This window comes from Mycobacterium sp. 012931 (genome assembly GCF_000419295.1).
Classification (GTDB): domain Bacteria; phylum Actinomycetota; class Actinomycetes; order Mycobacteriales; family Mycobacteriaceae; genus Mycobacterium; species Mycobacterium marinum.
In genome coordinates, this window is record NZ_AOPX01000001.1 from 2356739 (window position 1) to 2380042 (window position 23304).

A 23304-nucleotide genomic window follows, 5' to 3' on the forward strand; every position below is an offset into this window, starting at 1 on the left:
GCAACATCGACCGACGTCATTTCCGGGATCCTAGATGTCGGCCGGAGCTCGCAGGCGTCATGCGGTGTTGGCCAGCATGTCGCGCAGCCGCTGGAGATCGACCTTGCCGGTTGGGCCGCGTGGAATATCAGCGTCGTCGGCCAAGAGCAGCCACACCGTCGGAACCTTGAAGGCGCTCAGCACCTGGCCCGCCGACGTTCTGAGGTCCTCGGAGGTGAGTGCCGGGGTGCTGCACACCGCCGCTGCAGCCAGCCGTTGGCCCTGGGCGCCAGCCACGTTGGTGACGAAGGCGTTGGAGACGCCGTCGATTGTCCGCAAGGCGGTTTCGACCTCCACGGGGTAGACAGTGGCACCGCTGACCTTGAACATGTCGTCGGACCTGCCGTGGTAGAACAGGTAGCCGTTCGCGTCGAGGTGGCCGAGATCGGCGCTGCAGTAGTAACCATCAGCCGTGAAGACCTCTTCGCGGCTGCGCCGGCAGAGGCCGCGTAGCGTGTGCGGCCCCCGGATCTGGATCTGGCCTATCGTTTCCGCGGGGACTCGGGTGCCGGTCTCGGGGTCCACGATGCGGATTTCCATTCCGGGAAAAGGCTAGCCGCAGCTGCCCCACGCGGTGGGCGGCATATCGGTGTCGGCGCGGTAGCCGCAATACGGTCCGAATGCTTCTGTCATGCCGAACAACCTCGCCCGTGCCCCGGGCTGGGCACGTCGTTCGGGTGGTAGCAGTGCCTGTAGCCTGCCGGGCTGCAGAGCCGAAAGGTCAACGTCGACACTGCTTGGGTGCCGCGCGAGCGCCTCGGCCTGATCAGGCCACCCACGAAACATCGTGACGCGCTCTGCCTCCAGCAGGCGCAAGGTGTTCTCGGGGAACGGCCGCGCCTCGGTCACCAGGGTGGCTCCCGCGAGCAGCGCAGAGAGGATTCCGCCACCAAACCCGCCCACCCAGAAGAACGGCATCGGCAGATACAGCCGGGTGCCGAGGTGATGCGGCGCGCGGTCAGGCCCGATCGCACCGCGCCCAAAGCGCTTCCATGGGAATGCAGGACCCCTTTGGGGGCTCCGGTGCTGCCCGAGGTGAACATGATCACCAGGGTGTCCGCCGCGGTGACTGTTTCGGCGATCGGCTCGACCATCCGGAGTGCCCGGGCACCGGCATTGGAAGAGCTGACTTGGTCGTCCGCCCAAACCCGTTGCAACGCTGGAAGTTCGGCTCTAGGTACCGACTCGACCGCGTCGAGGTATCGGTGGCCACGGAACTCCGGCACGCTGATCAGGAACTGCACCGCGGCCGAACGAAGTTGCGATGCCAACTCGCGGGGGCGCAACAAAGTGCTCAACGGAACCAGCACCGCACCGATGCGGGTCAGCGCTATCGCGATCTGTACCCAGCGCACACCGTTGGGCATGATCAGGCCAACGCGAGTGCCCATGCCGGCACCCGCTTGGATGAATGCCGCAGCCAAATCCGATGTGGAAGAATCAAGTTCGCGGTAGCTTAGTCGACTTGCCTGATCGATCACCATGGGCTTGGCGCCGTGCCGGGCGGCCTGCGACCGCACCAGGTGGTCGATGGTGTCAGGCATCGAAGCACTTCTTCAGTTGGTGCGTATCGACCTTGCCGCTGGACAGCAGCGGGATCTCGCTGGGGGTCAAGGTGGCGAGGCGGGTCGGAATCTTGTAGGCGGACAACTCCGTCTCGAGTCGTTCGCGCAGCGCCAGCTCGTCAAGCGCTCCGACACCGTCTGCAACGACGAGCACGGCGGCCACCACCTGTTCGCGCTGGGGATCGGGGATGCTCACGACATGAGCCACCATGCCCAGCTTGGCGATCGCCCTTTCGACCTCGGCCGGCGACACGTTTGCGCCCGCGGTTTTGATCAGCGAGCTCAGACGGCCGGTGAAGTACATGTATCCGTCTTGGTCGGCCCGTACCAAGTCGCCGGTATGGAACCAGCCGTCGGCATCGAAGCATTCCTCGCGGCTACGTTTGTAGTAGCCCTGCATGACGAAGGGCCCACGAATGCACAGTTCGCCAACCTGGCCGACGTTGACGACTTCCCCGGTGCCGGGCTCGATGATGATGGTGTCGAACCCGGGTGCGGGTTTACCGAACGACCCGCGCCGGGATTCGGGCTGGTCTGACTCGTCGGCGCTGATCAGCACGATGCTGCCGGCTTCGGTCATCCCCAGCATGTTGTGCCGCAGTTCGGGATCTACCGGTCTGGCTTCGGGTGCCATGATCGGATACAGATTGCCGCGGCGCATCGATGAAAGGTCCCGTCTACCAAAGCTAGGATGGTTGGCTAGCCGTGCGACTGTGGAAGCGAAACCGTTTGTCATGGTCGGCTTTTCCCGCTCGAGCAGGTCAAGGGTGGTAGCGGCGTCGGCGTTGGAACACACCAGTATCGATCCGGCGAGCAGTGTGGCCAGCAGCCCAAAGGCGAACCCGCCGATCCAGCAGAATGGCGAGTTGCAGAACAACTTGTCGTCGGTGCCCAGTCCGCGAATGACGTTGAGATTCTGCTGATGTCTCAACAGCGCGCTGTGGGTGTGCACGACTCCCTTGGGGGCACTGGTGGTGCCCGACGTGTACACGATCGCCAGTACATCAGAGCCGTCGACGTCATCTTCCAGTGCGCGCAGCATTGTGGGGTCGATGGTCTGGCTGAGGCGGTAGACGCACTCGATACTGCGGGTTCGTCGTGGTGCCCCGCGACGATAGCTGACCCAGGCCGTCCGCAACTGCGGGATTGCCCTGGAGAATAGCCGATCTTCTCCGTCGAAGCCGGTGTCGCCAAGTAGTTGCCTCAATCGGCCCGCGTAGTCGTGGGAGCGGAATGTATCGGCGCTCAATAGGATCTGGGTGTCGCTGTCGACCAGCTGCTCGTGCAGCTCCCGGGGCGTGACGAAGGTGGAAATCGGGATGACCACCGCGCCGATTCGAGCCGCGGCGAGCATCCCGATGACGAAGTCGGAGCCGTTCGGGTAGAGCAACCCGACATGTGCTGCCTTGCCGATGCCCAGGGCGATCAGCCCGCGGGCCAGCTCCGCCGAACGCAGATCGGCCTGGGCATAGCTGATCCGGTCGCTATCGCACACCAAGAACGGGTGATCTGGGCGACAACGGGCTTGGCGGCGCAGGATCTGCGCGACCGTCGGGGAGTCAGCCGCCATGATCCGCGCGGGAACCGGCGGCACCAAAGTAATGCCGGATTGCGCCGAGGTCAGGCTTGCCCGACGCTGTTCTCGGAATTTCGGCGACGATCGAAATCTGGGTTGGGATCTCGTAGCCGGACAACCGCGTTCGCAGATACTCCACCAGCTCGGCACCGCCGATGTCGGCGGAACCGCGCAGTTCGACCATGGCAACCGGAGTTTGACCGAGGCGCTGGTCGGATCGGCCCACTACCGCGGCAGCTGCCACCGCCGGATGGCTCTCCAACGCCGCTCGCACATCGTCGGGCAGCACCTTGAAACCTCCACGAATGATCGCCTGATCGGCTCGCCCGACAATCCAGACAAAGCCATCCGCGTCGATTCGGGCGACATCGGTGGTACGCACCCACGGGGCCGAAACGCCCAACTGGGCTGGCTTGACCTCGAGTAGGCCCAGGCTAGCCCGCTCGACCGGGGCGCCCTCGGTATCGACGATCCGAAGTTGCGCACCCGGGTTGGCCCGGCCGACGCTACCGCGTTTGGTGTGCCAATATCGCGAGTGATCTGCGAGGGTCCAGCCGGCCACGCCGCCGCCGAACTCGGTTGCCGCATAAGAAGTCAGCACGAGAATGCCGTACTTCTCGGTGAACGCATCGGCATCGTCGGGGGCCAGGGGGGCGGTGCCGCAGGTGACGGTGCGGACGCTGGCGAGGTCGGCGCGGGTGAGGTCGGAGTGCAGCACCGTCCGCAACGCGGCAGGCACCAGCGATACGGTGCGGGGCCGATGTTTGCGTACCGCCGCGGCCCAGGCGTTCAGCTCGAATCGGTCCAGCAGCACAAAGGGGCGGGCTTGCGCGATGCACTGCAGCACTCGGTAGACACCGCCGATATGCACCAGCGGTGAGTTCACGATGGCAACTCCGCGTCGGGGTTCGGTGGGCGCCGGGTCGCGATCCGGGGCTGGGCCCATGACGCTGCGGGCGAGCATGTCGTAGCTCAGGTCGACCCGGTTGGGCGGACCGGTTGTGCCGCTGGTCAACATTCGCACCGCGACGTCCGCACCGGCGCCGCGGGTGGTGTGGTCGCCGGGTTCGCCGGGGTGGTCGAACAGATCCGATAGGGACACGGTGGCGCTGTCCGTCGTATTGGTCACCAGGAGCCCAAGGTCCTCGTCCGATCCGGCGATCAGCGGCAGCTCCAAAGCGGCGATGTCGGCTCTGGTGCGTTCGTCGCCGCGTGACGGGTTGATGGTGACCACGGTGGCACCGGCGAGTAGGACGCCGAGGAACGCGGCCATCTGTGCGGGACGATTACGCAACAGTATTCCGATTTCAGGGCTCGGTTGTTTGGCGGCGAGTGCGGCCACTCGCCGGGGCGCAGCGCCGAGTTGTCCCAAGGACAGCCAGGCGCGGTCGTACTCGACAGCGCGGGCGTCTGGTTGCAGGTCCAGGGTGACGGCGATGCGTTGACTCAGGGGGTGATTCGACATCAACGAGTCTTCGGTTCGCTGCCGTCAGGACGGGGCGGTAGGTCGGCCAGTTCGGCCCTGCCCAGTGGGTTGCCCAGTCGGGTGTAGATCAGCCCCTGCTCCACCGCGGCGCGGTAGGGCTTGTCCAGCGACTCCCAGATCGCTTTCACGGTGCCCTGCGTCGCGGAGGGCGGCTTGGCGGCGATCGTCGCCGCGATCTCGTGTGCCCGCTCCCACAACCGCTGTGGCGCGACCACTTCGGATACCAGACCGATCCGTAGTGCGGTTTCGGCGCCGACCCGTTCGTCGTTGCCCATCAGGGCGATTCGCAGCGTTTCGCCCAGGCCGATCCGCCGCATCAAGCCAATCGGCTCCAGCGCGCAGACCAGACCGGCCGAGACGTGCGAGTCGAAGAATGTTGCCCCTGTGGAGCAGATGACGACGTCGGACTCATTGATGAAGTAGAACGCGCCCGCGGTGCACATGCCCTGAACGGCGCACACCACGGGCTTCCACATCTTCTGCCATTTCGGGCTCAGGAACTCGCCGGGATCCTCATGGTTCCAGATATTTTTGGGTTGTCCGTACGGAGTCTTGATGTCGAGACCCGCACTGAACGCGCGGCTGCCGGCCGCCCGCAATACCACCGCGTGCACCGATTCGTCGTGTTTGATCAGGTGCCAGGCCGCTGCCATCTCTTCGCACATGGTGCGGTTGAACGCGTTGAGTTGGTCGGGCCGATGCAACGTGATGGTGGCGACGTGGTCGGTGGTGTTGACGTCGACCAGGATGGTTGTGAAGTCCGGTTTCTCGGATCGCTGCGGTGTCACTGGCATTGCCAATCCGGGTCTCGCTTCTCCGCGAAGGCTCTGGGGCCTTCGAGCGCATCCCGGGTCCGCAGTACCCGCTCGCGGAATGCCTCGGCGAGCATCTCGGCTTCGGGTAGCGGCAGGTCGATCCCTTTGAGGATGGCCAGGCGAGTACCCCGGACGGCCAGCGGGGCATTGCGGTTGACCATGTCGGCGATCTCGTGTGCCCGCTCGAGCAGCCGGTCGTGCTCGACCACCTCGCTGATCAAGCCGAGGTCGAAGGCGCGCCTTGCATCCATCCGCTCGTGCTTGCCGACCAGCGCCATCCTGAGCGCGACCGATCGCGGTAGCACTCGGGCCAGCCTTACCAGCTCACGCCCGGCCACCAGGCCGATGCTGACGTGTGGGTCGAAGAACGTTGCCGTCTCCGACGCGATGACGATGTCCGATGTAGTGGCCCAGTCCAGTCCGGCGCCGCAGCAGATGCCGTTTACTGCGGTCAGTACGGGTTTGGCCATGCTGCGAAATGGCGGCGTACCTTCTTGGGGCGCCTCCCACTGTTCGTAGGTTGCCAGGTAGGGCCGCTCGTAGATCACCTTGCCGTCGCCTGGAATGGCCTTCACGTCCGCCCCGGTGCAGAAGGCGCGACCCGTGCCGGTGACGATGGTCAGCCACACCCGGTCGTCACCTTCGGCTTCGGCGTAGGCGGCTCGCAACTCGGTGATCATGTGCGGACTCAGCGCGTTGAGGGCGTGAGGTCGGTTGAGCGTGATGGTGGCGGTGTGTCCGTCGAGCTCGTAGCCGATGGTGTCGAACGCGTCGCCAGGCATGGTCATCGTCCCTCGAATTTCGGCGTGCGATGTTGCCGGAATGCGGTCAAGCCTTCTTTGAAATCGGAGGTCCGACAAGTTAGTTCGAGGTTGAACAGTTCATGTGTCATCGACTCGGTCAGGGTTGCGTGCTGGCCGTGGTTCAGGGCCTGCTTGGCAAGCCCGATCGCAACAGTCGGCCCGCGAGCCAGTCGGGTGAGCAGCTCGTCGACCGCGCTGTCGAGGTCCGTCGCATCGACGACTTGGTGGATCAAGCCCCAGTCGGCTGCCTCGGGCGCGGTCACCTGCTCGCCAAGCAGCAGCATCCGCCGGGCCCGGGCCAAGCCAACCAGGCGCGGCAGCAGCCAGGTAGATCCCGAGTCCGGGCTGAACCCGCGGACTACGAAAGGTTCCCAGAACGTGGCATCACTGGTGGCCACGGTGAAGTCGGCGGCGAGCGCCAGGTTGGCGCCCAGCCCGGCGGCCCACCCTTGGACACCGCACACGACCGGGAGGTGGATGGTGTGCAGGAGTTCGATGACGCGGTGCGCGGCGTGCGGAATTCGCCTTAGCAGGTCGCCGGTGCGAGGGCGTTGGGTGCCGGTGCTGGCCGCGACCCAATCGGCGCCGGCGCAGAAATCGGCACCGGCACCCCGGATCAGAATCGCACGCAGCGAGTCGTCAGTGGCGGCGCCGCCCAGCGTATCGAGCAACATCTCGATCATGTTCTGAGTCAACGAATTACGCCGTGAAGGTCGATCGAGCGTGATTCGCAGCAGGGTGCCATCGCGGCGCGATGTCACCGACCCCTCGGGCCCGGCCGAGTCGGCCTCGAGACTCACCGTCGAATCCGGCCTTTCTCCGCCATATCGTTATCCATACAGTAGGCAATACGATTGCTACACTGTATAAGTCAGCAAGGAAACATTGCTGACGGAACATCCCGGTGAAAGAGGGACGCATGGCCCAAGGCGAACCTCGGGCGGCTGCCGGTGATGCCAGGTTCGGCGAGTCGCCGCTGGCCCAGACCGTCGCCGCCGCGGGTGTCATCCGTCGCCTCACCTCGCTGTTGCTGGCGATGGAACACCCACATCCCACGGTTGATGCCATGCTCGCGCAGTGCTGCGAGTGGGAACGTGAGCTGGCCGCGGCCGCCCCGGACAATGCCGCGCGCATCGGTCCGGATGCGGACGGCAACCGCGTCTACCTCAATCACGCGACTGACATCGGCGCCTACAACCCGTGTTTTCCCGAATACAAGTTCGATCAACTCGATCCCGAGCGCGCGGCCGGCGGGGTCAATTTCCCGTTGGTCTACGAGGGCCCGCCGGGTCTGGTGCACGGCGGATTTCTTGGTGTCTTCTTCGACTGCGTCATCCAGCATCACAACTGCGTCAGTGGGCTTTCCGGCAAGACCCGCTCCCTGGCACTGACCTTCCGCAGACCTACACCAATACTGACCCACCTGCGGTTCGACATCACGAGATCGGTGACGGACCAAGGCATCTCCTCGAAGGCGTGGCTGATGGTCGATGAACAACTGCTCTGCACCGGCGAAGTCCAGACATTGGCATCGCGACCGGAAGAGTTGGCGACGTATCAATTCGGGCGACGGCGAAAGGTGTCTGGCTCATGACCGCCGCAGACGGCCCGGATGACCGTATGCAGTTCGAGGCGGAACCGGGTACGAGAATCGCGACCATCACGCTGAACAACCTCACGAGGCGCAATGCATATGACGCGGCGATGCGTGATGCCATTGCCGGCTACCTGGACCGCGTTGCCGCGGATGACGATCTCATCGTCGTCATCTTGCGTGGCACCGGCGGGGTCTTTAGCGCCGGCGCTGACATGAACAACGCCTACGGGTGGTACGGCGAGGCTGACGCCCCGGCCGCGGATCCGCCAACCCAGCGGCGCCCTAGCCAACGTCGCCGACTTACCGTGGACCGCAGGTCATTCAGCTTCTACCACAACCTCATGGGCTTTCCGAAGGTCACGGTGGGTGAGATCGCGGGCCATGCGCTGGGGGGAGGTTTCGAGATGGCCCTGATGACCGACATCTCAGTGATCGCGCGCAACGCCCGAATCGGTATGCCGGCAACGCGATTCCTGGGGCCTGCGCTGGGCAGTCTGCACATGTTCTTTCACCGGCTGGGGCCGGTGTTGGCCCGCCGGGTACTGCTCACCGGTGACATTATTGAAGCGGGTGACGTCGAACATCTTGGAATCTTCACCGACACCTGCGATTGCGGCGCCGTGGCGGCCCGAGCCCGGTACTGGGCAGAGAAGGCGGCAAAGATGCCCGCCGACGGCATCGTCATCGCCAAAGAGGCCTTTCGGCTGGTTGAGCAGACGCAGGCATACGCGGGTGAGGAAGTCGCCAGCTATCTCTTCCACGCCTTCGGCACCAACTTGCAGTTCGCGCCGGGGGAGTTCAATTTCGTCAAAACGCGGGCCGAGCACGGAACGAAGGAGGCATTCCGGCTGCGTGACGAGCACTTTCACGTGCCCGAGCCCGAGTCCTGATATCCGAAAGGTCTAACGCGTCGTAGCCTTTGCCCGGGTTCGCGGCGCTGGTGGCTTGGCCGCCTTGCGCGGCCGCGACGGGGCCGACTTGGCGGCTTTGGCCCGTTCGTCGATCAACCTGCCGGCGTGGTCGAGAATGCAATCAAGGCCGTATTCGAAGTTGGCCTCATCGGGGGTCGCGATCCGGTGTCCCTTTCCGCTGACTTGCGCAAGCAGCGGTGTGGTCAGCGGGTCGATGTTCATGGCGTCTTCGATTGCCCGCGGGCCGCTGTCGGCCGACTGGGTCTTCTCGTAAAGCCGGTGCAGCACCACTGATCCGCGCACGTGTATCGAGACCGCGGCATAGGTGTCGAAGGCGTCCTCGGGGGATAGCCCCGCCTCCACCAGATTCGCGATTGCCCGCTCCATCTCTTGCGCGCCCAGTCGGGCGGTCTTGGGACTCAGGGCTGACCTGATCAGAATCAGATCGCACAGTATTGGGTTGCCCATGAAGGTCTTACGCATCAGACGGGCGTGGTTGCGTAACGTCTCGCGCCAGTCGCTGGCCTCCACGTAGGGAGTGGCGAACACGTACTTGCTCAAGGCGCGGTCGGTCATCGCATTGAGCAGGTCGTCCTTCTTGCGGAAGTACCAGTAGATGCTGGTAACGCCGACCCCAAGATGTTTGCCCAGCATTGGCATGCTCAGGTTGTCGATCGATACCTGCTCGGCAAGCTCGAACGCGCCGCTGATGATGTCATCGGGATTGATCGAACCGCGTTCGCGTCGTTGACGTTTGTCGGCGGCTGCCCGCTTTGCCACTACCGGCACCTCCATCAATCTCCTGCGTGTGCGATCCCAAGCCGACCACCGGACGAACCTACCGGCAGTTGCACTCCGACCTGTGTATACGATGACGTGTCGTCGCCAAGCCTGACCGTCAACCTTACCGGGGGCGGGCCGATCGCTGAGGGCGACAGCTATGCGGTAATGCCAGGTGGGAGCGTCTCCGCACTGATTCGGGCGGCCTTACCTTTATTACTGTAATGCCTATCGTAGGCACTTTGGTATCCAGCGGCGCGCGGGTGAACACGATCGAGTGCGGGCGCGGTGGCGCAGTGCGCTGTGCCGGAGGTAACCAAACGACCGCTGCGGCGAAGGCGGTGCCGATCTAGTCGGGGGATTGTGGGTTTGGCTGTCGACAACCCAGTCTGACCCGAGTGCAAGGTTGCCCGCTCAGCTACCGACCCCGCGGCACCGGGACGGTGGGCTCGAGTACGGCCCGATCCGGTCGCTGGTAGGGCGCGCCAGCAGTCTCATTGTACGCAACGAGCGCGTGGTCACCGGTGAATGTACTATCGCCCAGCAGGGCCGCGTCGCCTCCAATGAGACGCCTTCCCGCGGTGTTGCGCGGGGATGATAGGGCCGAATTTCTTGTGCCGCAACGATGCAGCGGGAAGCTCATCGATATTGGTTGAGTCTTATCGCCGGTGGCGGGCGCCGGCGCAACGGCGATGTGAGGCCGTCGCGGCAGCGCATCCGTGACGAATGCCTCAGCGCGTGACAGCATCTGGTCGTTGGCCCTGGACCGCGTGGTCGTCGGCGACCGGAACAGGTTGACAACCGCGACCGCGGCAAATTCTTCGGTGGGCGACTCGCCGTAGTTCGGCTACTCTGCCCTTATACCCGCCAATGGGCGACGCACGTTTCCTGATCCGCGGATCGGGGTTGCGTCCAGATGCATTGGTACACAGGCCAGGCTGTCAGGATCTGCGAGAGGGCACCCCGAGATGGAGAAGAACCTGGGCAAGTTGCTGGACCATGCACCGGAGCAGGGCGTAGAAGAACCGTGCTGCTCGGTCCCCGATATCGGCACGATTTGGGTTCGCCGTGCGACGCGAGAAGAGCTCCCCGAGCTATATGCGTTGATCAAGCGTGAGGTGGGCGACGTCGCGAGTTTTGAAGTGCTCGAAAGTGTTTTCAATAAGAACGCTGACAGCATTTGGGCCGTCTATCGCTCGAGTGATGACACGCGCGCCGATGCAGAACTGATCGGCTCATACGCCTTCCTTCACTTGAATCAGACCGGCCTTGAGCGCCTGGAATCTGGCGCATTTGATGGACGTGATCCCGATCTAGGCCTGATCGTTGGGTCGGGAACCCAGCCCGCAGCACTTTACGTCTGGGTCATGTTGCTGACGGTGCGCGGGATTTCGCGCATCGTGACGTGGCTTTTCGTCAATGCCGCGGGTGCGGAAACCCTGAGTGCGCCGATGTTCACGACCGCCGCAACGACGGACGGCGTGAACGCGGCTCAGGGCTACGGCTTTCTGGCCCAGGGGCAGGGTGGCGTATCCGCAGGCCAGCTCTACCGGGTAGAGCGTCCCGAGCGTGCGGTGGGAGTGTCCAACTCGGTGCGAGCTGTATTGCCGTGAACTTGTCCGCCTCCGTGGTTGTCACCCATGATCGCCTGGCAGAAGCTTTTGCGATTCGTTCCGCCGTGTTCATGTCGGAGCAAGAATGTCCTTACGAGGAAGAATTTGATGGCAACGATTTCTGTGCCACTCATATTCTGGGTTTTGTCGAAGGCCGACCGGCCGGGACGATGCGCGTACGCTGGTTCGCGGAGTTCGCAAAGTTTGAACGTGTTTGCGTGCTCCCGCAGTACCGCAATTCTGACGTCGTGAACACGGTGATTGAGTTGTCGTTTGATGTGGCGACCCGCAAGGGCTTCACCGCAATCTACGGCCATGCTCAGGTGCGGCTTGTGCACTTTTGGGAGAAGTTCGGGTTCAAGCCCATGCGGAAAGGGGCCAAACTTGTTTTCTCCGATCATGAATATTTGGAAATGATGTGCGAGAAACGGCCGAGGTCCGACGCCATCACGCTGGCGGGCGACCCCTATCTGTTGTTGCGGCCGGAAGGGGCGTGGGACGATCCGGGCGTGCTGGAACGGTCCGCGGCCCGGCCCGCGACCAATCCGTATTAGCCGCCACCGTGGCGTGTGCCGGGGTCCGCGCGCTAGCGCTGAGCTTTTGTGCGGGGCGAGTCCTCGGATGGAATCTATTTACGTGCAACAGAATTGACCATGGCAATGGTCGACGTGGCGTAAGGGATCCGGAAAAGTAGCCGTGAACTCGGGATTTTGGTGATGTTGCCGTGGGCTAGGCGGGGCGGATTTTGACCCCGATGAGTTCGGCAAGACGTGGGGTGGGGGTCTGGCGGTGGCCCCAAACGTCGATGGATTGGGTCGGCGCGTCAGTCGGTCACACCCCTGGCGCACGTGTGGGTTCGCTGTACTGAGGTGTCCAGGGGGCAAAGTCGATGGTCTGGCCGGGCCCGCCGAGACCGTGGGCGCCGGGGGATCGGGTTCATCGGCATGGTGGCCATAAGTTGTCCTCCGGTGCGGCACAATTCGCTGTTCCGCTGCAGGCCGGTGACCTGCGGCGGCGGTTGTAGAATGCGGTACCGATAGGTATACAGTATGCATATAGGGGTCGCGGTCGGCCGGCAGCGGTGAGGAGATGCGGATGAGCGCTGCTGATGCGCAAGGCGCAGTGCTCTACGAAGCGACGCCGGGCGGCGTCGCGATCATCACGTTCAATCGGGCCGATCGCCTCAACGCCTGGGGGCCCGACCTTGCCGCCGGGTTCTACACGGCGATCGATCGCGCTGAGGCGGATCCGGGTATCAGGGTCATCGTGCTGACCGGGCGGGGCCGTGGCTTTTGCGCGGGCGCCTATCTTGGGTCGGCGGATGCGGCGGCGGGGTACGACAAGACTATGGCGAAGGCGAAGGACGCGAACCTGGCCGATCTGGTTGGTGAACGCCCACCCCATTTCGTGACCATGCTGCGCAAGCCGGTGATCGCCGCGATCAACGGACCATGTGTGGGCATCGGCCTGACCCAGGCGCTGATGTGTGATGTCCGATTCGCCGCGGCCGGGGCAAAGTTCGCGGCGGTGTTCGCGCGGCGCGGCCTGATCGCAGAGTTCGGTATCTCCTGGATTTTGCCGCGTCTGACCAGCTGGGCGGTCGCGCTCGATCTGTTGTTGAGCGGTCGGACCTTTCTGGCCGAGGAGGCCGCCCAGCTCGGGTTGGTCAAGGAAGTCGTCACCCCCGAACAGTTGATGCCACGCGCCCTCGAGTACGCCGAAGACATCGCCCGTTACTGTTCGCCATCTTCGATGGCGGTGATCAAGCGCCAGGTCTACGGCGACGCCACCCGCGATGTCGTGGAAGCCACCTCACACGCCGAAGTGCTGCTGCGTGAAGCGATGCCGAGGCCGGATGTCATCGAGGGAATTGTCAGCTTCCTGGAGAAGCGGCCACCGCAGTTTCCGTCGCTGACCTCATCGGAACGCTGAGCGATTCGGCGTTGCGGGAAGGACGATCATGGACAGCTTGGGTTACAAGGGGTTACAAGGCGATCGACGTCGACAACCACTACTACGAGCCCCTGGACGCGTTCACCCGGCATCTAGACAAGAAGTTCCGCAGACGCGGTGTGCAAATGGTTACCGACGGCCGGCACACTCAGGTGATAATCGGCGACCGGGTCAACCGCTTCATCCCCAACCCGACATTTGACCCGATCATCGTTCCGGGCTGCCTGGACCTGCTGTTCCGCGGCGAGATACCCGACGGCGTAGACCCGGCATCGCTGATGAAGGTCGAGAAGCTGGAACTTCGTCCCGAATACCGGAACCGGGATGCACGCGTCGTCGTCGTCGAAAGCCAGGGCATCGAGACGATCTTCATGTTCCCGACCTTCGGCTGCGGAGTCGAGGAGGCGCTCAAGGCGGACATCGAGGCCACCGCGGCATCGCTGCATGCGTTCAATCTGTGGCTGGACGAGGATTGGGGTTTCGACCGGCCGGACCATCGCATCATCGCGGCACCCATGATCTCGCTGGCCGACCCCGAGAAGGCGCTCCAGGAAGTCGAATTCGTGCTCGAGCGAGGCGCCCGGATGGTGCACGTGCGTCCGGCACCGGTACCGGGTGTCCCCAGGAACCGGTCGCTCGGTCACAGGTCGCACGACCGGGTCTGGGCTCGGTTGGCCGAGGCCAACGTTCCGGTGGCGTTTCACTTGGGCGACAGTGGCTATCTTGAGATTGCCGGAATGTGGGGAGGCAAGGAAACCTTCGAGCCCTTCGCGGCTCCGCCCGACCCGCTGGACAAGATCCTCGTCGACGACCGCGCCATCCACGACACCATGGCGTCGTTGATCGTCCACGGGGTCTTCGATCGTCATCCCACGCTGCGGGTGGCCAGCATCGAGAACGGCTCCGAATGGGTGCACAGGCTGGCCAAGCGTCTGAAGAAACTAGCCAATCAGCACCCGCGCTCGTTCCCCAACGACCCCGTCGATGCGTTGCGCGAGCATGTCTGGATATCGCCCTACTACGAGGAAGATCTCACGGTGCTGGCCGACAGGATCGGGGTCGACCGCATCCTGTTCGGCTCGGACTGGCCACACGGTGAAGGGCTGGAGTCGCCGCTGGCGTTCACCGAAGAGCTAACCGGATTCAGCCGGGCAGAGGTGCAAAAGATCATGCGTGACAACGCCTTGGACTTCCTCGGTGTCACGGTGGCGTCGGTCGCCTAGGTTTTCCGGAGTTGTGGCCGTGACCGAATGGACGATCGGCGCCGTGCTGGACGCTATCGCCGAGGTCGTTCCGGATCGCCCGATGACCGTGTGCGGCCCCCGCCGCACCAGCTTCGCCGAGGCGGCGCAACGAACCAGCCGGTTGGCAAGCTACCTCAACAAACAGGGGTTCGGGGCGCACCGCGCACGAGAGACACTGCAGCGGTGGGAATGCGGTCAGGATCGGGTTGCGCTGATCATGCACAACGACCTCTACCCCGACATGGTGATTGGTTGCTTGAAGGCACGCGTGGTCCCGGTCAACGTCAACCACCACTACTCGCCGCGCGAGATCGCGGAGTTGCTGGACTATGTCCGGCCACGGGGCATCATCTACCATCGCGCGCTGGGAGCGCGGTTCGCTGATCTGCTGCCGGCAGCGGGGGCCGACCTCCTGGTGTCCATCGACGACGGGAGCGGCGCCGCAGAACTTCCCGGTGCGCTCTCACTGGATGAGGTGGTGACCGCCGGTGCACCCAACTACCGGCCGACTGGATCACCCGACGATCTGATCATGATGTGTACCGGCGGCACGACGGGTCGGCCCAAGGGAGTCCTATGGCGACAGGGCGACATGTACGTCGCCTCGATGGTCGGTGCCGATCACGCCAACGTCGACGAGATCCATCAGAAGGTGCGTCTCGGTGGCTCACCTTGGTTCGCGGTTTCGCCGCTGATGCACGCGGCGGGCCTGTGGACCGCGTTTTCGGGTTTCCTCAGCGGGTTTCCGGTGGTGCTGTATGACGACCGCGCCAAGCTCGATGTCCGGTCGGTGTGGGCAACCGCCGAACGCGAAAAGGTTGGCATGGTCACGATGGTGGGCGATGCCTACGCCGGCCCACTGGTCGCGGAGCTGAGCGCTCACCCCTATGACTTATCTGCCCTGCAGGCGATCGGAACCGGTGGCGCGGCAACAAACCCCAAGTACAAACGCGCACTGATGGAGCGGCTGCCGCACGTCACGATCATCGAAGGCTATGGATCATCGGAAACCGGCAATATGGCGTTCGGCCACAGCCGCAATGGCATGGCGAGTGAGACGTTCGCGATGAGGTTCGGCGGAGCGGTCGCGTCGGCTGATCGCAGCAGATTCCTGCAGCCCGGTACGGCTGAGATTGGTTGGGCGGCCCGGATGGGCCGGATCCCGCTCGGGTACTTCAACGATCCAGAGGCCACCCGACGGACGTTCCCCGAGATCGAGGGTCATCGCGTCGTGATTCCCGGGGGCCGGGCCGCCATCGAGAACGATGGCACCATCCGACTTTTGGGGCGGGATTCGTTGGTGGTCAATACCGGTGGTGAGAAGGTCTTCGTCGAAGAGGTCGAGGAAGTCCTGCGTGGGCATCCCGACATCGCGGATGCGTTGGTCGTTGGGCGCGCCAGCCAGCGGTGGGGGCAGGAAGTGGTCGAGCTCGTCGCGGCGCGCCCCGGGGTGGATCTGGCCGGCGACGAGCGGGCGCTCTATGCCCTGTGCACTGCGAAGCTGGCCCACTTCAAAGCGCCCAAGGCCTTCATCTTCGTGTCGCACATTCAGCGTCTTGGCAATGGCAAGCCGAACTATCGCTGGGCCAAACAAGCCGCGGCCCAGCAGCTTCCGGTGGGGGGATCCGCATGACTGACAGGGCGATCGACTGCCTGGTGAACGTGCACTTCGGTGAAGCCGAGGCGCAGCCGAACTGGATGCTGAAGGTCCGCGACGACTACTTCAAGGGCCCCGACTCGATGTTCTCGCCGGTTGATCTGGCCCAGCTCCTCGACGTGATGGACGAACAAGGGGTACAACGAGCGATCCTGATGGACTCGTTGGCCAGTCCCTCGATCACCGCACGCAAGTTTGTTCAAGCCAAGCCCGACCGCTTTGCCCTGGCTATGGGAGGCATCAATCTGCTGCGCCCGGTGCGGCCGCTACGGGAACTCACCGCGATCGTTGGGGAACTACCAGTCGCCTATGCCGCGGTGGGGCCTAGCTTTTGGGGCGAAGGACAATACCCGCCCAGCGACGCCGTCTACTACCCGCTCTACGCCAAGTGCGCGGAACTCGAGCTAGCGCTGTGCATCAACACCGGGATCCCCGGGCCGCCCATCCCGGGCGAGGTGCAGCATCCCATGCATCTTGACCGGGTGTGCGTGCGATTCCCTGAGCTTCGGCTGTGCATGATCCACGGTGCCGATCCTTGGTGGGACGTGGCAATCCGGCTGCTGCTCAAGTACTCCAACTTGCGGCTGATGACGTCGGCTTGGTCGCCCAAGCGGCTGCCGGAGAGCCTGCTGCACTACATGCGGACGCGAGGCAAGAACAAGGTGATCTTCGCCTCCGACTGGCCGGTGCTGCGGATGCGCAGGGTGGTGCCCGAGGCGCGCGCGCTCGATCTGCCCGCCGACGTGTTGGCCAACTACCTCTACAACAACGCGCAAGAATTTTTCTTCGGGGAGGAGAGTGGGCGATGAACCGTTTCGAACTGCGCAGGTTGGACTACAGCTTGTCCGAGGACCACTTGGCGCTGCAATCGGCCTACCGGCAGTTTCTTGCGACCCATTGTCCGATTGAAACCGTGCGTGCCGCAGAGCCTTCCGGGTTCGACAAGAACCTATGGGAGCGGCTGTGCGCGATGGGCGCTACCACGATGGCGGTCCCCGAGTCCGCGGGCGGTGACGGTGCGACCCTGGTCGACCCCACCTTGGTCGCCGAGGAGATCGGTCGTGCACTGGCCCCGGTGCCATGGATTGACCATGTCTGCGCGGCCCGACTGCTAGCCCGCTTTGGGACGCCGGATGCCGAGACCGCGGCCGTGACCGAAGGCAAACGGGTTGCCGGACTCGACGCCCGCATCGACAGCGGGTACGGCACCCGGCTGATCCCGACGGGCTCGATAGCCGACCACATCGTCGTTCGCGACGGCGACGCGATTGTGCTGCTCTCCTTCAGCAGTCGGCCGGCGCGGGTCGACAACATCGGCCGATTGCCCATGGCATGGATAGATCCCGGAACAGCCGATCTGCGCAGGGTACTCGCGCAGGGGCCCGATGCCCTCGCCAATTACCAACGTGTGCTGGATGAATGGCGACTATTGAGCGCCGCCGCCCTGGTGGGATTGGTCGAGGCGACGATGGAGATTGCGGCAGAGTTCGCCAAGACCCGCTACACGCTGGGAGTGCCGATATCGACATTGCAGGCCATCTCACATCCTCTGGCGAATATGGCCATCACGGTGCAGGGGGCCGCAACCTGGCTCGGCGCGCGGCCTGGTTCTTGGACAACGAACCCGAAGCGCGGCCGGAGTTGGGGCTCTCGGCGTTCGTCTTCATGGCCGAAGAGGCCGCGAAGGCGGCCACCATGGCGGTGCACATCCAAGGCGGCCTGGGTGTTTCGGCGGAGGCCGCTGCGACCGCATATCTGGTACGGGCCAGGGGATGGGCACTGGCCGGTGGTGATCCGGGCGTCACCGCCCGCCGAATCGCCGAGATCGTGGCCGGCCGCGAGAGTTCGGAACAGACCGCGGGAGTCTAGGACAGGAGTGGGCGATGGATTTCTCCCGAGTGCAGATTTCAGACGCGGACCGCGAGTTTCGGGAAACGGCGCGTAGCTTCCTGGCCACCCATGTCACCGAGGAGGTTCGCCGGCACGATCGTGAGACCGGCGACAACTTCCATGAAGGTCTGCATCTGGCGTTGGGCGCCGCAGGCTACTTGGCAGCGGAGTGGAAACCAGAGGCCGACGGCGGCTTCAGCCGGGTGCGGCGGCGCATCTGGGAGCTGGAAAAGCGGCGTGCCCACGTGCCGTGGGTGACTTGGGGGACCACCGCCATGGTGGCGCGCTCGGTCGCGAAGTTCGGTTCGCCCGAGCTTGTCGAAGAGGTGCTCCCCGGTGTCTTCAGCGGCCACGTCCGCATGTGTCTGGGGTACACCGAGCCCGAGGGCGGCTCGGACGTCGCGACCTGCAAGACCCGGGCGCTGCGCGACGGAGACAGCTGGCTGATCAACGGATCGAAAATGTTCACCACTGGAGCGCACAACTGCCAGTACGTATTCCTGATCACCAATACTGACCCGCAGGCGCGAAAACATAAGATTCTCACGATGTTTCTGGTTCCGCTGGACTCTGCCGGCATCGAGATTCAGGGTATCCGGACCGTCGACGGTGACCGAACCAATATCGTCTACTACAGCGACGTCCGGATAGACGACAAATATCGGCTCGGTGCGGTGAATGGCGGATGGACGGTTCTGCGTGAGCCGCTCAACGTCGAGCACGGCGCGGTTGCGGCGGCTCCCGATGGGCTGCAGGACACCTCGATCATGATGCACCAGGCCGGGTCCATGGCCGAAGCGGTCGACCGGGCCGCAAGCTGCGTGATGCGGCCAGACCCCGATGGACGCCGCCCCATCGACGACACTTCGGTGGCGTATCGGTTGGGGCGCAGTGTCGCCCGGATGGAGGCCGCATTGTCCGCCCCGAGCATTTTTGGCCGGGTCGCGATTGCCCAGACGATGCGCGACATTTCACCGGATCTGATGGACATTCTCGGCAGCGCCGCCGCACTACCGTTCGGGACCGATGGTGCGGTCGATGACGGCGGCGCCGAATACGTCTACCGTTGCGCCCCACTGGTCGGCATTTACGGCGGCACGCTCGAGGTGTTCCGCAACATGATCGCCCAGCACGTCCTGGGGCTCGGCAAACCGAGTTACCCGCACCGAACGTGAACAGGCTGCGATGGTAGCCGGTTATGAAATGGCACCGGATCGCTTGAGCTGATCGATGCGGTCCCAATCCATACCCAGCTCGAGCAGCACGGTTTCGGTGTGTTCGCCGGGCTGTGGGGCCCGGGTTGTGGTCAGCGGTTCGTGGTTGAACTGGACCGGGCCGCGTACCACCCGAAACGGTGGGCCGCCCGCACCGAGGTCGACCTCGGCCACCATGTCATTGGCCAGGGCCTGCTCGTCGTCGGCCAATTCGATGAGGCTCTGGAAGGGCGCCCACTGGCCTTTCATCGTTTTCAACCGCTGTCGCCAGTATTCGAAGGGCCTAGCGGCAACCGCTCTAGCGATCAATGCTCCGGCCGCATCGGCATTGCGTAGCAATTGCTCGGCTTCGCCAAACCGCGGGTCGTCAGCGGCCTCGGGGATTCCCAGATGCTCAAAGGTGTCGCGTATGTAGCCGGTCGGGCTGAGGATGCAGAGGTTGATGGTGCCGCCGTCGGAGGTTTGATAGTTGCCCATGAACGGGTTCATCGGCATGCCGCCGGATTGCGGCATGCGCGAACGCATCGTCTCACCGGTGTCCATGCCTTGAGTCACGCTTGCGCCCGCCGCCCACCACGCGGTGCTCAGCAAGGACACATCGACCTCCAGCGTTTCCCCGGTGCGCTCCCGATGCAACAGGGCGGCCGAGATGCCGCCCGCGATGTTCATCCCGCCGATGGAGTCACCGAAGGCCGGAATTCCTTGTGCCAGTGGAGCACCCAATTCGGGAGGGGTCAGCGCATGTCCCACGCCGCTGCGGGTCCAGAACGCTGTCCCGTCATAGCCTCCGACATCGCGCTCGGCGCCCTTGTCGCCATAAGCGGTGCCGCGCGCGTAAATGATGTCCGGGTTCGCGCCGCGGACGTGTTCCACGTCAAACTTGTTCTTTTGCCGCGCGCTGGGCAAGTAGTTGGTCAAGAACACGTCGGCAGTGCGGGCCAGTTCGTGCAGCACGTCTTGGCCATCGGAGGTGGCGAGGTCGATGCCGACACTGCGTTTGCCCCGGTTGGGGTGCTCGATCAGCGGGTGCCGCTCGGGATCGAGTGCGATGCCCCCCACGTTGAGAAAGCCACGCTGGGTGTCGCCGCGTCTCGGGTGTTCGACCTTGATGACGTCTGCTCCCCAGTCGGCGAGGATCGCGCCCGCCGCCGGGACGAACGTGAACTGCGCTACCTCGAGGACCCGGTAGCCGGCCATGACCTTGATCAAGTCGGCACGGCTTCGAACGTCACCGGAAGGGCTTTCGGCGAACGGAAGGGCTGGCCGTGGATGTGCGGATCATCAGCTGTGGCCAGATCGATGTTGGTCAACCGATCCAGCAGGCATTCGAGCGCGACCCGAGTCTCCAGCCGGGCCAAGTGAAGCCCCAAGCAGGTGTGCTCGCCGGCGGCGAAGGAGATGTGCGGGATGCGCTCGCGGAAAATGTCGAACACTTCTGGCCGTTGCCAGCGGTGCTCATCGCGATTGGCCGAACCCATGCACACCCCGATCACCGAACGGGCCGGAATTGGAACGCCTTGCACTTCGGTGTCTTTGGTGGTGAATCGCTGCACGGTGGTCAGCGGCGTCTCGAAGCGCAGGCCTTCCTCGATCGCTTGCGGGATGAGTTCACGGTGCGCCCGCACGGCCATGAACTGGTCCGGATGGGCGAGCAGCAGGTAGAGCAGGTTGCCCGAGGATCGGTAGGTGGTTTCCAGCCCGGCGGGCAGTAGCAGACACAGAAACGAGTAGATCGCTTCCTCGCTGAGCTTTTCGCCGTCGATCTCTGCGGTGACCAAGTCGCCGATGATGTCCTCGCTGGGTTTGGACCTACGTCTGTCAATCTGCTCGAGAAAGTACTCCTTGAGCGCGGCTGAGGCTTCGAAGGCGAGTTGATAGTTGACGGTATAGCTGATCAACTGCACCGCTCGCTGGTGAAACATCGCGAGGTCCTCGTCGGGCAGTCCGAGCAGCCTGGCGATGACCCGGGTCGGGAACTCGAAGGTGAAATCTCCGACTAGCTCGGCTCTACCGGCATCAATGAAATTGTCGATCAACGCGTTGCAGATCGGCCGGATGACGGCTGGCTCCCAGCGAGCCAGAGCTTTGGATTTGAACGCGGCTGAGACCAGGTTGCGATGGTCGCGGTGCTGCTTGCCCTCCATCGCCAGGATGGTGGGCCCCATGAATAGACCGATCGTTTTGTAGTAGGTCTTGGAGGTGAACGCCCGACTGTCGCGAAAGACCGTGTTGACCGCGGCAAACGACATCGCCGAGAACTCGCGTCGCGGCCGCAAGGACTCGGGCGTCTTGGAGTAGTCCATCACCGTGCCTGGAAATACGCCGCCGCGTCGACGCTGTTGGGCAAAAAAGGGGTAGGGGTTGCGCGGATTGACAGCTTGGTCGCCGGTGCCGGCGACGGAGTGAACCGGGCTTGTCACCTGATCTCCAGCATTCTCCAGCGGCGTAGTACCTGTTGGAGATCGTACTGTAATTGTTACAGTAGGCAATATGGCTGGCTAGCCGTCAGCCGCCTGCTCCTTTGCCCATCGGTAGTCGGCTTTGCCGGACGGACTGCGTTGGATCCCGGCCCGGAACACGATCGCTTTGGGAAGCTTGTACCGCACCAACGATTTCGCGGCATGCGCGACCAGTTCTTCGGCATCGGCAGCGGCATCGGGGTCGAGCGCGACCACGGCGACGACTTCCTGGCCCCAGCGTTCGCTGGGGCGTCCGGCGACCACCACGTCGGCGACCGCAGGATGGGACGCGATCGCGGTCTCGACCTCCTCGGCGAAGATCTTCTCCCCACCGGAGTTGATGGTGGCCGAGTCGCGGCCCAGCAACTCGATGCATCCGTCGGCGCGGTGGCGGGCGCGATCCCCGGGCACCGTATAGCGGACGCCGTTGATCACCGGAAATGTCGCCGCGGTTTTGGCGGCATCGCCCTTGTAGCCCAGCGGAACGTACCCGCGCTGGGCCAGCCAGCCGATTCCCTCGTGGCCCGCAGGCAGGATCGCGGACAAGTCCTCGGCAGCCACATTGGTATCCGGGCCGGCGTTGAAGGTTCCGGTCGATACCGCACCCGACGCGGAGAGATGGTGCATCTGTGCGCCGGTCTCCGAGGATCCGACCCCATCGATGATGACCGCGTTGGGCAGCGCCTCGATCAACCGTTGCTTCACGTAGGGCGTCAGCAGCGCACCGCCGTTGGCGACCGCGACCAACGACGGCACATCCGCAGTGCCCTTCTCGATCGACGCGACCAAGGGCCGCGCTATCGCGTCGCCGACTACGGTCACCACCGAGACGCGCTCCCGCTCGATGGTGCGCACCACGTCCCGTGGGTCCAAATGATCGACAACCGAGGCGAATACGACCGTCTGTCCGGTGGTCAGTGCCGTCATTACCGTCCACTGCGCGGCGCCGTGAATCAACGGCGGCAAGACCAACAGCTTGGTCCCCGGCCCGGCGGTCGTTCGCGCCACGATCTCGTCGACGGAGTTCACTGGCTGGCCGCTGTAGAGGTCGCGGCCGCCGAACGATGTTATGAAGATGTCGTGCTGGCGCCACAACACCCCCTTCGGCATGCCGGTGGTGCCTCCCGTGTAGACGACATAGAGATCGTCGGGGGAGGGCTGCACCGGTAGCGGTTCGGGTGAGCTGTTGGCGATGATGCTCTCGTAATCCACCGCGCCGTCCAGCAAGCCGTTCCCGGAGTCGTCGGCGATTTGAATCAGGACGCGGAGCCGGGGTAATTCGGGTAGCAATTCGGCGACCCGCGGCGCGAACGTGGCGTGGTAGATCAGCGCGGTGGCGCCCGCATCCGCCAGAAGGTACTGCAGCTCGTTCTTCACGTACCGGAAGTTGACGTTGAACGGAGCGACTCGGGCCGCAAAGCTGCCGAACAGTGCTTCGACGAACTCGTTGCCGTTGTAGGCGTAGATGCCAAGCAGATCCTGTCCCACCTCATGGCCGGCGAGTTCGGATCGCTCGGTGTGACAACCCAGGCCCTGCGAGTGCAGGTATGAGGCCAGGCGGTTCGATCGCTGGTGGATCTGGCGATAGGTGTGGCGCCGGTCGCCTTGGGCGATCAGTTCCCGGTCACCGATTGCGGCCGTGACGGCGCTGGCGACAGCGGGCACCGTGAATTGGGTAGTCATGTCGGACCCGGTTTCCTCT

General features: G+C 64.1%; 18 protein-coding genes and 2 pseudogenes. 10 read left to right on the forward strand and 10 right to left on the reverse strand.

The features are described 5' to 3' along the window. Window positions 1-57: 57 nt before the first annotated feature. The 6 genes and pseudogenes from MMSP_RS10560 to MMSP_RS10585 form a co-directional block, all read right to left on the reverse strand. Window positions 58-1583, reverse strand: a pseudogene (locus MMSP_RS10560) (class I adenylate-forming enzyme family protein). Next, window positions 1576-3174, reverse strand: a complete 1599-nt coding sequence (locus tag MMSP_RS10565; protein ID WP_020786585.1) for a class I adenylate-forming enzyme family protein — start codon at window positions 3172-3174, stop codon at window positions 1576-1578. Before MMSP_RS10565 ends, MMSP_RS10560 begins: the two are co-directional and overlap by 8 nt. Beyond that, the gene (locus MMSP_RS10570) at window positions 3164-4645 is read right to left on the reverse strand and encodes a class I adenylate-forming enzyme family protein (RefSeq protein WP_020786586.1); all 1482 of its coding nucleotides are present in this window, start codon (window positions 4643-4645) and stop codon (window positions 3164-3166) included. Before MMSP_RS10570 ends, MMSP_RS10565 begins: the two co-directional genes overlap by 11 nt. Then, the gene (locus tag MMSP_RS10575; RefSeq protein WP_015356652.1) at window positions 4645-5460 is read right to left on the reverse strand and encodes an enoyl-CoA hydratase/isomerase family protein; all 816 of its coding nucleotides are present in this window, start codon (window positions 5458-5460) and stop codon (window positions 4645-4647) included. Before MMSP_RS10575 ends, MMSP_RS10570 begins: the two co-directional genes overlap by 1 nt. Then, window positions 5451-6263, reverse strand: coding sequence for an enoyl-CoA hydratase/isomerase family protein (locus tag MMSP_RS10580; protein ID WP_036427201.1), 813 nt, complete (start codon window positions 6261-6263; stop codon window positions 5451-5453). The genes MMSP_RS10575 and MMSP_RS10580 overlap by 10 nt, the downstream gene beginning before the upstream one ends. A gap of 2 nt (window positions 6264-6265) precedes the next feature. After that, the gene (locus MMSP_RS10585) at window positions 6266-7084 is read right to left on the reverse strand and encodes an enoyl-CoA hydratase-related protein (RefSeq protein WP_015356650.1); all 819 of its coding nucleotides are present in this window, start codon (window positions 7082-7084) and stop codon (window positions 6266-6268) included. 119 nt (window positions 7085-7203) lie between these two features. On the opposite strand from MMSP_RS10585, the gene MMSP_RS10590 reads away from it, so the two are divergent. Both MMSP_RS10590 and MMSP_RS10595 read left to right on the forward strand, forming a co-directional pair. Continuing rightward, a complete protein-coding gene (locus MMSP_RS10590) occupies window positions 7204-7878 on the forward strand; it encodes a hypothetical protein (protein ID WP_020786589.1) in 675 nt (224 codons plus the stop codon). Further along, on the forward strand, window positions 7875-8771 hold the full coding sequence (locus tag MMSP_RS10595) for an enoyl-CoA hydratase/isomerase family protein (protein ID WP_036426418.1): 897 nt from the start codon (window positions 7875-7877) through the stop codon (window positions 8769-8771). Before MMSP_RS10590 ends, MMSP_RS10595 begins: the two co-directional genes overlap by 4 nt. 12 nt (window positions 8772-8783) lie before the next feature. On the opposite strand, the gene MMSP_RS10600 is transcribed toward MMSP_RS10595, so the two are convergent. Further along, a complete protein-coding gene (locus MMSP_RS10600) occupies window positions 8784-9587 on the reverse strand; it encodes a TetR/AcrR family transcriptional regulator (RefSeq protein WP_036426419.1) in 804 nt (267 codons plus the stop codon). A gap of 953 nt (window positions 9588-10540) precedes the next feature. Here MMSP_RS10600 and MMSP_RS10605 point away from each other — a divergent pair. From MMSP_RS10605 to MMSP_RS10640, 8 genes and pseudogenes are all read left to right on the forward strand, one after another. Next, window positions 10541-11185: a hypothetical protein gene (locus MMSP_RS10605; protein WP_020786593.1), complete on the forward strand. Its 645-nt coding sequence runs from the start codon at window positions 10541-10543 to the stop codon at window positions 11183-11185. Then, window positions 11182-11739: a GNAT family N-acetyltransferase gene (locus tag MMSP_RS10610; protein ID WP_235065721.1), complete on the forward strand. Its 558-nt coding sequence runs from the start codon at window positions 11182-11184 to the stop codon at window positions 11737-11739. Before MMSP_RS10605 ends, MMSP_RS10610 begins: the two co-directional genes overlap by 4 nt. Window positions 11740-12280: 541 nt before the next feature. Continuing rightward, entirely contained in the window at window positions 12281-13117 is an 837-nt protein-coding gene (locus MMSP_RS10615; protein WP_020786595.1) for an enoyl-CoA hydratase, read from the forward strand. An 11-nt stretch (window positions 13118-13128) separates the two neighbouring features. Beyond that, entirely contained in the window at window positions 13129-14361 is a 1233-nt protein-coding gene (locus MMSP_RS10620; RefSeq protein ID WP_020786596.1) for an amidohydrolase family protein, read from the forward strand. Between the two features lie 19 nt (window positions 14362-14380). Further along, complete coding sequence (locus MMSP_RS10625; RefSeq protein ID WP_020786597.1) at window positions 14381-16015, forward strand: acyl-CoA synthetase; 1635 nt, start codon at window positions 14381-14383, stop codon at window positions 16013-16015. Further along, complete coding sequence (locus MMSP_RS10630; RefSeq protein ID WP_020786598.1) at window positions 16012-16848, forward strand: amidohydrolase family protein; 837 nt, start codon at window positions 16012-16014, stop codon at window positions 16846-16848. Before MMSP_RS10625 ends, MMSP_RS10630 begins: the two co-directional genes overlap by 4 nt. Continuing rightward, window positions 16845-17908, forward strand: a pseudogene (locus MMSP_RS10635) (acyl-CoA dehydrogenase family protein). The gene MMSP_RS10630 and the pseudogene MMSP_RS10635 overlap by 4 nt, the downstream one beginning before the upstream one ends. A 14-nt stretch (window positions 17909-17922) precedes the next feature. Next, window positions 17923-19104: an acyl-CoA dehydrogenase family protein gene (locus MMSP_RS10640; RefSeq protein ID WP_036426420.1), complete on the forward strand. Its 1182-nt coding sequence runs from the start codon at window positions 17923-17925 to the stop codon at window positions 19102-19104. Between the two features lie 21 nt (window positions 19105-19125). On the opposite strand, the gene MMSP_RS10645 is transcribed toward MMSP_RS10640, so the two are convergent. From MMSP_RS10645 to MMSP_RS10655, 3 genes are all read right to left on the reverse strand, one after another. Beyond that, a complete protein-coding gene (locus MMSP_RS10645) occupies window positions 19126-20340 on the reverse strand; it encodes a CaiB/BaiF CoA-transferase family protein (RefSeq protein WP_084472669.1) in 1215 nt (404 codons plus the stop codon). A gap of 8 nt (window positions 20341-20348) precedes the next feature. Further along, window positions 20349-21563, reverse strand: coding sequence for a cytochrome P450 (locus MMSP_RS10650; protein WP_020786602.1), 1215 nt, complete (start codon window positions 21561-21563; stop codon window positions 20349-20351). A 78-nt stretch (window positions 21564-21641) separates the two neighbouring features. Then, window positions 21642-23285, reverse strand: coding sequence for an acyl-CoA synthetase (locus MMSP_RS10655; RefSeq protein WP_020786603.1), 1644 nt, complete (start codon window positions 23283-23285; stop codon window positions 21642-21644). Between the last annotated feature and the right edge of the window lie 19 nt (window positions 23286-23304).